Here is a 12,312-nt window from a genome sequence, read left to right on the forward strand (position 1 = left end):
CCCACGAGCCTCTCACCCCTTCAGCCCCGACCGCGAGATGCCCTCGATCACCCACCGCTGCGCCACGAAGTACAGCACCAGCACCGGCACGCTGGCGATCACCGCGCCGGTCATCAGCAGGTCGTACCTGATGCTGTTGGCGCCCTGGAAGTTGCCCAGCCCGGCGGGCAGCGTCAGCGACTCGGGGCTGAGCAGCACGTAGATCGGCCACAGGAAGTCGTTCCAGTTGGTCAGGAACGACAGCAGGAACAGCGTGGCCAGGGCGGGCCGCGACAGCGGCAGCGCGATCGAGGTGAAGATCTGCCACCGGTTGCAGCCGTCCAGCTCGGCCGCCTCCTCCAGCTCGTCCGGCAGGGTGAGGAAGAACTGCCGCAGGAAGAACACCCCGAACGCGCCGGCCGCGCCGGGCACGATGACGGCGGGCAGGCTGTCCACCCAGGCCAGCTCGTTCACGATGAGGAAGTTGGGGATCAGCAGCACCACGGGCGGCACGAACAGCGTGGCCACCACCACGGAGAAGATCGGCGTGCGCAGGCGGAAGCGCAGCCGCGCCAGCGCGTACGCCGCCGGAGCCGCCGTCACCAGCACCAGCGCGGCGTGCCCGGTGGCGGCGAGCAGGCTGTTCAGGAACCAGGTCAGCACGGGGCTGTCGGTGCTGGTCAGCACCTCGCGGTAGGCGTCGAGCGTGAACGGGTCGGGGATCCACCGTGGCGTGGTGGACTGCGCGGCCTCCCGCGTCTTGAACGAGGTGACCAGCATGTAGAGCAGCGGGCTGAGATAGAGCGCGGCGATCACCGCCAGCACCAGATGCAGCAGCGTCCGCCTGAGCTTGCGCAGGTCCCTGGTCATCGCGCCCGCCTGTTCCTGAACGCGCCGAACACCAGCCCGCTGGCCACCATGAGGAAGGCCGCGAGGATGAAGCTCATCGCGGAGGCCGTCCCCATGTCGAACTGGCGCAGGCCGGTCTCGGCGATGAGGTAGATGGCGGTCTTCGTCTGGTCGGCCGGCGCGCCAGAGGTGATGAGGTACGCCTGCCCGAACATGTTCGCCGAGGCCAGGATCGTCGCGTTCACCACGAACACCATGACGGGCCGCAGCCCCGGCAACGTCACCGCGAGCAGCCGCCGCCAGGGACCGGCCCCGTCCACCATGGCGGCCTCGTGCAGCTCGCGCGGGATGTCCTGCAGCCCGGCCAGGAAGATGACCGCGTTGAGCCCCAGCGTCCACCACACGGTCACGCCGACCAGCGCGATCCACGCCGGCGGCACGTCCGTGGTCCACTGCACCTCCAGGCCCAGGTAGCGGTTGACCAGGCCGATGTTGCCGTCCAGCAGGAAGCGCCAGAGCAGGCCGACCACGGCGACGCCGAGCACGTACGGGGCGAAGTAGACGGCCCGGTACACCGTGCGGCCCTTGAAGCGGCCGTTCATCAGCAGCGCCACCAGCAGCGGCAGCACGATGAGGAGCGGCACGGAGGCCACCGTGAAGATGCCGGTGGCCCGCATCGCCGTCCAGAACCGGCCGCCGTCCACGCTCGCCGGGTCGAACAGCTCGGCGTAGTGCGCCAGGCCGACGAACGGCTTGGCCGGCAGGTTGATGTCCCACTCGTGCAGCGACGTCCACAGGCCGAACCCGATGGGCAGCACCATGAACACCGCGAACAGCACCAGGTACGGCGCCAGGAACGCGTACGGCGTCCACCACCGCATCCGCCGGGCGTGGCTCACTGGGCGTACTTCCGCTTGTTGTCGGCCAGCAGCTTGTCGGCCGTCGCCACGCCCTCCTTCAGCGCCTCGGCCGGGCCGCTCTGCTTCAGCACGGCCTTGGCCACGGCCAGCTCCAGCGCCTTGCTCTGCACGTCGCCGACGCCCGGCAGGGCGGGCAGGAAGTGGAAGGCGGTGAGGTCGCGCGCCAGCCCCACCTGCGGCAGCCCGGCGACCTCGGGGGCCTGCTTGGCGGAGTTGCGGGCGGGGATCATGCCGGCCTTGGCCCACTCGGTGGACTGGCGGCTCAGCGTGTCGATGAAGACCTTGGCGGCCTGCACCTTGTCCGGGTCGCGGCCGGCCTGGGAGGTGAGCACGAAGTTGTGCGAGGCGCTCCAGACGGCCGGGGTGCCGCCGATGTTCGGGATGGGCGCGAGGCCCCACTTCAGCGAAGGCGCGTTGGTCTTGAGGTCGTTGATCTGCCAGATGCCGTCCCAGGTGAGGCTCACCTTGTCGTTCTTGAAGGCGGCGTACTGGCTGTCGAGGGCGACCTTGGCCGGGCTGAAGCCCTTGTCGATCTGCTCCACCATCCAGCTCAGGGCCTGCACGCCCGGCTCGGAGCCCCACAGCGCCTTCGTGCCGTCCGCGTCGTAGAGCTCGCCGCCGAACTGCCACAACAGGCTCATGAACATCAGGTGCGCCGGCCACTTGCTGGGCATCCAGAACGGGGTGCTCGTCCCTGCCTTCTTCAGCTCGGCGAGGGCGTCCTCGTACGCGGCCCGCTCGGCCGGCGCCTCCTTGAGCCCGATCCTCTCCAGGTGCGCGGTGTTGTAGTAGTCGCCCAGGCAGTGCACGTCGAGCGGGACGCTGTAGCGCTTGCCGTCGTACAGGCCCGCCTGCCACACGGCCGGGATGAAGTCGCCCTCGGTGAGCCCCAGCGCGCCCACGACGTCGTCGATCGGGATGAGCACCTTCCTGACGGCGAACGTGCCGATCCAGTCGTTGTGGATCACCGCCACGTCGGGGCCCTTGCCCGCGGTGATGGCGGTGGGCATGGCGGGATAGAGGTCCTCCCAGCGGCGGGTGACGTTGCGCACCTCGATGCGGCCGGCGAACTGCCGGTTGAACGCGTCGAGCATGGCCCGCATGTGGGGGCCGTCGCCGCCGGTGAAGCCGTTCCAGTACTCCAGGGTGACCTTGGGGCCGGTGTAGCCGCCGCCGGTGAACGCCGGCGCGGCGGTGGCCGGGGTGTCCGAGCCCGCGCCCAGCCGGGTGCCGCCGCCGCAGGCGGTCAGCGCGGTCAGTCCGGCCGCTCCGGCGAGGCCGAGGAACGTCCGGCGGGACGGTGGATGGCTCATGGCGTACTCCTTTGCCGCGAATCGGACGACTCTCCGGCGGTTGTACAACGCTGTTCCAACGTTGTAAACCAGGAGAAAGCGCCGATACGGGGCCGAGATCGGGGCGTTACCATCGTGTCCGGCGAGGGAGAGGGGCACGGCCATGGGCGTGCGGCTGCGTGATGTGGCGCAACTGGCCGGGGTGTCGGTCAAGACCGTCTCCAACGTCGTCAACGGCTACGCCCACGTCTCCGCGGCCACCCGGGCCAAGGTGGAGCAGGCGCTGGCGCAGCTCGGCTATCAGCCCAACCTGTCGGCCCGCAACCTGCGCCGGGGCCGTACGGGGGTGATCGCGCTCGCGCTGCCCGAGCTCGACGCGCCCTACTTCGCCGAGCTGTCCAGGTTCGTCATCAGGGCCGCCGCCGAGCACCGCTGGCTGGTCGTCATCGAGCAGACCGACGGCAGCCTCGAACGCGAGCGCGCGATCCTCGACGGCGTGAGGGACCACCGGGTGGACGGGCTGCTGCTCAGTCCCATCTCCATCGGCGCCGACGAGCTGGCCGCCCGCACCGACGCCACCTCGCTCGTCCTGCTCGGCGAGCGCATCTACGACGGGCCCGCCGACCACGTGGCCATCGACAACGTACGCGCGGCCCGCGACGTCACCGAGCACCTCATCGGGCTCGGCCGCCGCCGGGTCGCCGCTCTGGGTGTGCAGCAATACTCGATCAGCGGCACCTCGCCGCTGCGGCTGGCCGGCTACCGCCAGGCGCTCGCCGCGCACGGGCTGCCCGAGCTGACCGCCGAGGTCGAGCGTTACCACCGCGCCGAGGGCGCCGCCGCCATGGCCCGGCTGCTCGGCTCGCCTGCCCGGCCTGACGCCGTCTTCTGCTTCAACGACCTGCTGGCCCTCGGCGCCATGCGCACGATCCTGTCCTCGGGGCTGCGCGTCCCGGAGGACATCGCGGTCGCCGGCCTCGACGACATCGAGGACGGCCGCTTCAGCACGCCCACCCTGACCACGGTCGCCCCCGACAAAGCCCAGCTCGCCCGCGTGGCAGTGGACCTTCTGCGGCTTCGCATGGACGGCCCCGACCGCCCGCGCCGCGAGGTGAAAGCCGACTACCACCTCATGCCCCGCGAAAGCACCCTCGGCCGTACGGTCTGACGCAACCCGCGCCCCCCGCCCGTCCGCGTCCCTGGGCACCCCCGAACCCGCCTTCGACGGGCGGGGCGGCGGCATCGCCTCCCGCCTCCTCGGGACGCCCGCCCTCGCTCTCCGGAACCCCCAGCTCTGGGGGTTTTCTGGGATTTGGGCCTTGTGTGAGGGAGGGTGTCAACTTATGCTGCGCCGCAAGTTAAGAAACTTTCCTAACCTGAACGGAGTCGTTCGTGAGGAGAAGCGCACGTGCGGGCATCGTCGCGGTCCTGGCCGCGCTGACGCTGCCGCTCTCAGCGCCGTCGGGCGCGGCGACGGCGGCCGACCCCCTGGTGTCGCAGGGCAAGACCGCGACCGCCTCCTCCGTCGAGGCCACCGGCCTGGAGCCGGGCAAGGCGGTGGACGGCAGCACCGCCACGCGGTGGGCCAGCGCCGAGGGCGCGGACCCGCAGTGGATCCGGGTCGATCTCGGTCAGGCGCACACCGTCTCCCGGGTACGCCTGGTCTGGGAGACCGCCCACGCCACCGCGTACCGGATCCAGACCTCGCCCGACGGATCCAGCTGGAGCGACGTCTACGCCACCACGACGGGCGACGGCGGGACCGACGACCTCACGGTCAGCGGCACCGGCCGCTACGTCCGCGTCTACGGCACGCAACGCGGCACCCCCTGGGGCTACTCGCTGTGGGAGCTGGAGGTGTACGGCGCGCCCACGGGCGGGGGAGGCGGCGGCACCCCGGTCCAGGCCAACGGCCAGCTGCGCGTGTGCGGCATCAAGCTCTGCAACGAGCACGGCAAGCAGATCCAGCTGCGCGGCATGAGCAGCCACGGCATCCAGTGGTACCCGCAGTGCCTGAACGACGCCTCGCTCGACGCGCTGGCCGGCGACTGGAAGGCCGACGTGCTGCGCATCTCGATGTACATCCAGGAGGACGGGTACGAGACCAACCCCCGCCTGTTCACCGACCGGGTGCATGCCCTGATCGAGTCGGCCACGGCCCGCGGCATGTACGCGATCGTCGACTGGCACATGCTCGACCCCGGCGACCCCATGTACAACCTGGGTCGCGCGAAGACGTTCTTCACGGAGATCGCCCAGCGCCACAACGGCAAGAAGAACGTGCTCTACGAGATCGCGAACGAGCCGAACGGCGACGCCGTCACCTGGAACGTCATCCGTGACTACGCCCACCAGCTCATCCCGGTGATCAGGCAGCGGGACCCGGACGCGCCGATCCTGGTCGGCACCCGCGCGTGGTCGTCGCTCGGCGTCTCGGCCGGCGCGAACGAGAGCGAGATCGTCAACAACCCGGTGAACGCGTCCAACATCATGTACACGTTCCACTTCTACGCCGCCACGCACGGCACGGACTACCTGAACACCCTGTCCCGCGCCGCTGACCGCCTGCCCATCTTCGTGACGGAGTTCGGCACGCAGAGCGCCTCCGGCGACGGGGCGAACAACTTCTCCAGGTCCCAGCAGTACCTCGACCTGCTGGCCCAGAAGAAGATCAGCTGGGTGAACTGGAATTTCTCCGACGACTTCCGTACGGGCGCGGTCTTCACCACCGGCACCTGTCCGAACGGCCCGTTCGCCGGGACGAGCAGGCTCAAGGAGGCCGGCGTCTGGATCCGCGACCGCATCCGCACCCCCGACGACTTCTGATCGGCCCTTGACCGCGGGCCGTTGGGCCCTGTCATCCCGGGCGTGATTGAGGTGCGATGGGAGGTGACCGAAGGAGGACGAATGATCATCGTTGGTGTGGACGGTTCGGTCGCCTCCCGCGCGGCCGTCGAATGGGCCGCGGACGACGCCTCCCGCAGGGGCGCACCGCTGCGGCTCGTGCACGCGGCCGACACCTCGTGGTACCTCGTCGGCGCCCGCCCTGACAAAGCGCTGTCCGAGACGGTGCTGCGCGAGGGACGGCGGGCGCTGGAGGAGGCGGCGGCCCTGGCCCGCGAACGCCGGCCGTCCGTCGAGGTGGACACGCGGGAGGCGGAGGGCAGGCCTGCCGCCGTCCTGCGCGACCAGGCCGAGGACGCGGCCGCGCTGGTCGTCGGCAGCCGCGGCCTCGGCGGGTTCTCCGGCGCGCTGCTCGGCTCGGTCAGCGACGGCCTCGCCGGGCACGTCCGCTGCCCCGTCGTCGTGGTACGCGACCATGAGCAGCGGCAGGAGCAGCGGCAGGAGCACGGCGAGGTCGTCGCAGGGGTGGACGACTCGCCGGAGTGCGAGCCCGCCCTGGCCTACGCCTTCGAGCAGGCCGCCCTGCGCGGCGCCACGCTCAGAGCCGTCCACGCCTGGCAGTTGCCCGGGCACCTCCTCGCCCCCGAGGCCACGTACGATCTGGATGAGGTGCGTACCGCGCAGCACCAGGTCGTCCGTGACCGGTTGAAGCGGCTCAAGGACGCCCACCCGCGGGTGACGGTCGTCGAGGACGTGCGCAGCGCGCATCCGGTGGACGCGCTCGTCGCCGCGTCCCGGCAGGCGGACCTGCTGGTCGTCGGCTCACTGGGCCGCGGCGCCCTCGGCTCGGCGCTGCTCGGCTCGGTCAGCAGGAGCGTGCTGCACCACGCGTCCTGCCCGGTCGCCGTCGTCCGCTCCTGACCCCGGCGTTCAGCCGGTCGAGGGGCCGTTCTCGTCGAGCGGTGCGGGGTCGTCGACGAGCGTCAGGGCTGGACAGGGGAGCCCGCCTTGGCCAGCCAGCGGCCGGTTGACGGCCAGGGCTCCGACGCCGTCCTCGACGAGCGCCCCCGACACCTCGGCGGGGTGCACGCCGCTGCGCACATAGGCCCGGTAGAGGCTCGTCTCGGTACGCCGGTGGCGGCCGATGACGTTGGAGGCGATGCCGAACAGCCAGGGGGCGGCGTCGGGGCGGGCGCGGTCGTAGTCGCCGCGCCGCTGGAAGGCGATCAGGAAGGTCCTGGCCACGACGTCCTCCGCGGCGCTCGGGCCCAGCCGGCGGACCACGTATCCATGCAGGTGAGGCGCATGGCGATCGAACAGGATGGCGAAGGTCTCGGGCTCGTCCATGGACCTCGCGATGACGGTGGCGTCGTCGGCGCCCATGTCAGGGGCGAGGTCGTGGGGATCGAGCTCCCTTTGGCGTATGCCGTTCACGCCTGGTTGCCGCGCCAGAGCGAAATGGTTCGCGGCTTTTCTCACTGATGTGAAGAAATGTCGAGTACGCCGCGCAGGGGGCGCAGGCCGTCCTCGACGTACGCGGCGATGGGGCGCTGGCCGCCGTCGAGGTACCACTGCTCCAGCGCGGCGAAGTAGCCGAACGCGAGGGCGTTGGCGATCACCCGGGCCTGGGTCTCGTTGACCCCGCCCCGCTCGGCGATGACCGGGGTGAGGCGCTGCCCGGCCCGGTCGAGGGTGGCGCAGACGGCCATGCGGACGGACGGCTCGGCGAAGAAGTAGCGGACCCGCCGCCACGGGCCCTTGCCGGCCGGCGGGCCGTCGCCCGGCGAGCCGTCTCCCTGTGGGGCCTCGTACGCGCGCACGGCCCGCACCAGGCTGCCGACCGGGTCGGCCGGGTCGAAGATCCCGGCGAGCGCCTCGGGGCTCATGGCGTCGAACTCGATGTCGGTGACCACGATGCCCTCCTTCGTGCCGAAGATCCGGTAGACCGACGACGGCGAGACCTCGGCGGCCGCGGCGATCTCCTCGATGGTGACGGCGGCGAAACCACGCTCGTCGAACAGGTCGAGGGCACGTTCCTGGATGGTGCGCATGGCCTTGAGCCGCCAGCGCTCGCGAAGCCCGCTCATGGCGACCACCGTATCAGCAAGTCACTGTCTCAAGGAATTGACTGTCTGGACGACTCTTGCCTACAGTCACTCTCTCCAGACAGTCACTTTCTGAAAGGGTCACGTCATGACCACGCCACATGGCCGGGCCGTCCCGGCGCTGCTGTACACCGGCGCGGCGCTCACCGCCGGCGCCACCCTGTTCCCGTTCGTGGACAGGGCCGTGCTCGCCGGCCACGTCAGCGCCGGCTACCCCTCCTATGCGCCCGGCGAGATCGACGCCGCCGTCAGCGCGTACCTGATCATCCTCGGCGCCGTCGGCCTCCTGGGGCTGGCGGGCTGGCTGGGCACGGTCCGGGCGATCCGCGCCGGCAAGTGGTGGGCGCCCTGGCTGGCCGGCGGGCTGCTGGTGAGCGCGATCCTCATCGCGGTCGCCGCGCTGACCATCAAGGACACCTCGGGCGACGTCGGCCTGGCGCCGCTGCTCGGCTGGCTGCTGGTGCTGCCGTGCGTACCGGGGGCCGCGGCGGTCGCGTTGTGGAGAAAGGCGCGATGACCGGTACGCCTTTGGCGCGGGCGGCCGGGGCGCTCAAGCGGGCGATGTACCGGGGCGGCCGGCCCAACGCGTTCATGCGGCTCGTGAACAGGCTGGACGCCCTCGCGTACGGGGCCGGGTGGTTGTCGCCGCGCCAGGCCGCCGTGCTGAAGGTGGCGGGGCGGCGCAGCGGGACCGTCACGTTCGTCCCCGTCGCGGTGGCCCGCCACGGCGGCGGGGAGTTCCTCGTCTCGATGCTCGGGCCCGAGGCGAGCTGGGTGCGCAACGTGCGCGCCGCCGGGGGCGTGGCCGTGCTGCGCCGCAGGGGCCGCGAGCAGCCGGTCGTCCTGCGCGAGGTGCCGGTCGGGCAGCGCGCCGAGATCCTGCGCCGGTACGTCGCCGTCGCCCCCGGCGCCCGCCCTCACGTCGGCCTGGGCCCGAGGGCTCCGCTGGCGGCCTTCCGCCGCATCGAGGAGCGCCACCCCGTCTTCCGCGTCTGCCCCCGCTCGTGAGCGGCCGCGGGGCTGCCGTCGCCGCTTCGAGCCGGCGGCCGGTTGCCCCCGCCCCTGAGGGGCGGGGGTCCGAAGGTTGTTACATGGGGGCGGGGGCGAGGTTGCGGCCGCCGCCGAACCCCTTCACGCGGCAGTCGTTCTGGATCTTCTCGATGTCCACGTCGTCGCCGGGGACGCTGCCGTACCGCCAGCCGATCGCGTTCGGGTCGGAGCCGGGGGCGGGGGTCAGGTGCACGTCGAACCCGTGGGCCTTGAGGCAGGCGACCTCCTTCCTGACGCTCTTGGCGTAGTCGGGGTTCGTCTTGGGGCTGAGCTCGGGCGGCAGCAGCGGCTCCTTGCTCTTGCACGCCTGCCGCGCGGCCCGCTCCGCCCGGTCGTTCCACGGGCCCTTGCTCGGCATGCCGTGCTCCTTGAGGCAGGTGGCGTAGGCGAGGCGATATTGACGGATCTCGGCGGCGGTGCTGTCCAGGCGGAGCTGCGGCCGCCGCTCCTTCGGGGAGGCGGCGGGGGCGGGAGCGGCACTCGCCTCGGCGGTCGCGGGAACCGGGGCGGGGGAGGGGGCGTTCGCCGGGCCGGTGGCGGCCGAAGCGGCGCCGCAGGCGGTCAGGAGGCCGCAGGAGAGCGCGGCGACGGCGAGCGCAGCCGCGTCGCGGCGATCACGGAAGGTTCTCATGCCGCAGCAGGATGGTTCCCCGATGTCAGGAACTTGTCAGGAACCTTTAGCGCTCGGATGAGGAACCGGGATCCGGTGGGCAGGCAGCCCGCCGGCCCGCCTACGATCGCCCACTATGGGTGCATACGTCCTGGTGGCTGAGGATGACGTGAAGCAGGCGGAGCTGATCCGCCGCTATCTCGAACGGGAGGGCCACGCCGTCGCCACCGTGCACGACGGCCGCGCCGCGCTGGACGAAGCCCGTACGCGCACCCCCGACCTCCTCGTGCTCGACGTGATGATGCCCAAGGTGGACGGCCTGGACGTGTGCCGCATCCTGCGCGCCGAGTCGGACGTCCCGGTCCTCATGCTGACCGCCCGCACCACCGAGGACGACCTGCTGCTCGGCCTCGACCTCGGCGCCGACGACTACATGACCAAGCCCTACAGCCCGCGCGAGCTGGTCGCCCGCGTCCGCACGCTGCTGCGGCGAGCGGCCCGCACCGGGCAGGACCGCACCCCCGTGCTGCGGGCCGGGGCGCTCGTGGTGGACCCCGCCAGGCACGAGGTCACCGTGGACGGCGCCCGCGTCGAGTGCACCCCCGGCGAGTTCCGGGTGCTGGAACTGCTGGCCGCCCACCCGGGACAGGTGTTCACCCGCGAGCAGATCCTCAGCCACCTGCACGGCTTCGACCGTTACATCACCTCCAGGACCGTGGACGTCCACGTGATGAACCTGCGCAGGAAGATCGAGCCCGCCCCGCGCCGCCCCGTACGCCTGCTCACCGTCTACGGCGTCGGTTACAAGCTGGCCGCGGAACCCACCATGGACCCGTGCGATGCGTCGTGAGGTGCCGCTGCGCCGCAGCCTGCTGGTACGGCTGCTCGCCGTGTCCGTCCTGGTCTCGATCGGCTCGATCGCGGCGACCGCCTGGCTGACCGCGCGCAGCACCACCGTGGCGATCCGGCAGGAGCAGGGCAGGGCGCTCGCCGACGACGCCCGCGTCTACGACACCCTGCTCGGCTACGCCGCCACCCACCACGGATGGGACGACGCCGGCGACCTCGTGCGCCGGCTGGCCGCCGACACCGGCCGCCGCATCACGCTCACCACCGAGCAGCGCACCCCGCTCCTGGACTCGGACGCCGAGCCGCGCGCCGCCGCCCTGCCCAGCCGCCCTTCCGCGGTCGTCGACCCGCTGTCGGCGGACGCGACGCAGGGCCACATCGACCCGCGCGCCGTGGGGCCGTACCGGCTGACCCGCAAGGAGCGGGACGACCTGCGCGCGACGGCCCAGCGGCGCGCGCTGTGCCTGCGGCGGACGTTCGGCGTGTACGCCCAGGTCACCGAGAGCCCCAACGGACGCCCGGCGCTCACCACCGGCGGCGCGCAGCCGTACCCGGAGACCCGGTGCCCCAGCCCCGTCCTGGAGCAGCCGACGACCACCGAACGCCGGGCACTCGCGGCGCTGGAGAAACTCACCGGCAGCTGCCTGAAACGCAAGGGCGAGCCCGCCGTGCGCATCAACCCGGACTTCACCTGGACCCGCGAGCCCGCCCCCGTCGCGCCCGGCGCGCCGCGCACGACGGCGAGCGCCGGCGGCACCGTCTCCACCTGCCTCGCCGCTGCCCGCCGCGAGCAGCTCGGCCCGTACGTCGCCCCGCCCGCCCTGCTCTTCATCAGCAGCCGCGGCGGCGGCGTGTCCACCGGGTTCGACCTGTCGCCCGCCAACCAGGCCCGCATCGCCGGCGTGGCCGCGCTGGTGCTGCTGTTCACGGTGACCGCCACCGTGATCGCCGGTACCAGGCTGAGCCGGCCGCTGCGCGAGCTGACCGAGGCCGTCCGCCGCACGGAGCAGGGCGGGGCGCCGCGCGTCGAGGTCAAGGGACGCGACGAGATCGCCCACCTCGCGGCCGCGTTCAACGCCATGGCCGAGCGCCGCGAGCAGCTCGAACACCTGCGCAAGGCCATGGTCAGCGACGTCGCCCACGAGCTGCGCACCCCGCTCAGCACGATCAGGGGCTGGCTGGAGGCGACGGAGGACGGCGTCGTCGCCCCCGACAGGGAGCTGATCTCCTCGCTGCTGGAGGAGGCCCTGCTGCTCCAGCACATCATCGACGACCTGCAGGACCTCGCCATGGCCGAGGCGGGCGAGCTGCGGCTGCGCCGCGAGCCCGTCGAGGTGGCCGACCTGCTGGCCCAGGTCGCCACCGCGCACCGGGCCGGGGCGGAGCAGGCGGGCGTCACGCTGCGCACCCGCGCGGACGGTGACCTCCGCGCCTTCGCCGACCCCGTACGGCTCCGCCAGGCCGCGGGCAACCTGGTGTCGAACGCCGTGCGCCACACCCCGCGCGGCGGCGCCGTCACCCTGCACGCCCGCCGCGACGGCCACCACCTCCTCGTCGACGTCGCCGACACCGGCACCGGCATCGCCCCCGACGACCTGGCCCTGGTCTTCGAGCGCTTCTGGCGGGTGGAGAAGTCGCGCAACCGCCGCACCGGCGGCAGCGGACTCGGCCTGCCCATCGCCCGCAAGCTCGTCGAGGCCCACGGCGGCACGCTCACCGCCACCAGCACGCCGGGCCGGGGCTCGATCTTCACGATCCGCCTGCCCGCCGGGGTTTGCGGCGAAGAGCAGGGGTAGGGGCGCCCTCCGTACGGC

The 12,312-nt window shown here is 72.2% G+C and carries 13 protein-coding genes; 7 read left to right on the forward strand and 6 right to left on the reverse strand.

Features of this window, described 5'->3' with window-relative positions:
- Positions 1-12: 12 nt before the first annotated feature.
- From AB0K18_RS44075 to AB0K18_RS44085, 3 genes are read right to left on the reverse strand one after another with little or no spacing between them, the layout of a single operon-like run.
- Positions 13-849 (reverse strand): carbohydrate ABC transporter permease, encoded by an 837-nt coding sequence (locus AB0K18_RS44075; RefSeq protein ID WP_364927164.1) that lies wholly within the window; start codon positions 847-849, stop codon positions 13-15.
- Complete coding sequence (locus AB0K18_RS44080; RefSeq protein WP_364927167.1) at positions 846-1,727, reverse strand: sugar ABC transporter permease; 882 nt, start codon at positions 1,725-1,727, stop codon at positions 846-848. The genes AB0K18_RS44075 and AB0K18_RS44080 overlap by 4 nt, the downstream gene beginning before the upstream one ends.
- Positions 1,724-3,061, reverse strand: coding sequence for an extracellular solute-binding protein (locus tag AB0K18_RS44085; RefSeq protein WP_364927169.1), 1,338 nt, complete (start codon positions 3,059-3,061; stop codon positions 1,724-1,726). The genes AB0K18_RS44080 and AB0K18_RS44085 overlap by 4 nt, the downstream gene beginning before the upstream one ends.
- A 142-nt stretch (positions 3,062-3,203) precedes the next feature.
- On the opposite strand from AB0K18_RS44085, the gene AB0K18_RS44090 reads away from it, so the two are divergent.
- The 3 genes from AB0K18_RS44090 to AB0K18_RS44100 all read left to right on the forward strand — a co-directional run bounded on the left by AB0K18_RS44090 (position 3,204) and on the right by AB0K18_RS44100 (position 6,805).
- Positions 3,204-4,208, forward strand: coding sequence for a LacI family DNA-binding transcriptional regulator (locus tag AB0K18_RS44090; protein ID WP_364927172.1), 1,005 nt, complete (start codon positions 3,204-3,206; stop codon positions 4,206-4,208).
- Positions 4,209-4,432: 224 nt separating this feature from the next.
- Entirely contained in the window at positions 4,433-5,866 is a 1,434-nt protein-coding gene (locus AB0K18_RS44095) for a cellulase family glycosylhydrolase (protein WP_364927174.1), read from the forward strand.
- Between the two features lie 81 nt (positions 5,867-5,947).
- Positions 5,948-6,805: a universal stress protein gene (locus AB0K18_RS44100; RefSeq protein ID WP_364927177.1), complete on the forward strand. Its 858-nt coding sequence runs from the start codon at positions 5,948-5,950 to the stop codon at positions 6,803-6,805.
- Positions 6,806-6,814: 9 nt separating this feature from the next.
- On the opposite strand, the gene AB0K18_RS44105 is transcribed toward AB0K18_RS44100, so the two are convergent.
- Together AB0K18_RS44105 and AB0K18_RS44110 are read right to left on the reverse strand one after the other, a co-directional pair.
- Complete coding sequence (locus AB0K18_RS44105; protein ID WP_364927179.1) at positions 6,815-7,318, reverse strand: sigma factor; 504 nt, start codon at positions 7,316-7,318, stop codon at positions 6,815-6,817.
- 41 nt (positions 7,319-7,359) lie between these two features.
- Complete coding sequence (locus AB0K18_RS44110; protein WP_364927181.1) at positions 7,360-7,971, reverse strand: helix-turn-helix domain-containing protein; 612 nt, start codon at positions 7,969-7,971, stop codon at positions 7,360-7,362.
- Between the two features lie 106 nt (positions 7,972-8,077).
- Here AB0K18_RS44110 and AB0K18_RS44115 point away from each other — a divergent pair, with 106 nt between their 5' ends.
- Together AB0K18_RS44115 and AB0K18_RS44120 are read left to right on the forward strand one after the other, a co-directional pair.
- Complete coding sequence (locus AB0K18_RS44115; protein ID WP_364927184.1) at positions 8,078-8,506, forward strand: hypothetical protein; 429 nt, start codon at positions 8,078-8,080, stop codon at positions 8,504-8,506.
- The gene (locus AB0K18_RS44120; RefSeq protein WP_364927186.1) at positions 8,503-8,997 is read left to right on the forward strand and encodes a nitroreductase family deazaflavin-dependent oxidoreductase; all 495 of its coding nucleotides are present in this window, start codon (positions 8,503-8,505) and stop codon (positions 8,995-8,997) included. Before AB0K18_RS44115 ends, AB0K18_RS44120 begins: the two co-directional genes overlap by 4 nt.
- Before the next feature lie 79 nt (positions 8,998-9,076).
- Here the strand turns inward: AB0K18_RS44120 and AB0K18_RS44125 are convergent, their stop codons facing one another.
- Positions 9,077-9,670: a hypothetical protein gene (locus AB0K18_RS44125; protein WP_364927188.1), complete on the reverse strand. Its 594-nt coding sequence runs from the start codon at positions 9,668-9,670 to the stop codon at positions 9,077-9,079.
- Positions 9,671-9,785: 115 nt separating this feature from the next.
- Here AB0K18_RS44125 and AB0K18_RS44130 point away from each other — a divergent pair, with 115 nt between their 5' ends.
- On the forward strand, positions 9,786-10,499 hold the full coding sequence (locus AB0K18_RS44130) for a response regulator transcription factor (protein ID WP_364927190.1): 714 nt from the start codon (positions 9,786-9,788) through the stop codon (positions 10,497-10,499).
- On the forward strand, positions 10,489-12,294 hold the full coding sequence (locus tag AB0K18_RS44135) for a HAMP domain-containing sensor histidine kinase (RefSeq protein ID WP_364927193.1): 1,806 nt from the start codon (positions 10,489-10,491) through the stop codon (positions 12,292-12,294). Before AB0K18_RS44130 ends, AB0K18_RS44135 begins: the two co-directional genes overlap by 11 nt.
- Positions 12,295-12,312 lie beyond the last annotated feature (18 nt).

Source organism: Nonomuraea sp. NPDC049421, assembly GCF_040677005.1.
GTDB lineage: Bacteria > Actinomycetota > Actinomycetes > Streptosporangiales > Streptosporangiaceae > Nonomuraea > Nonomuraea salmonea.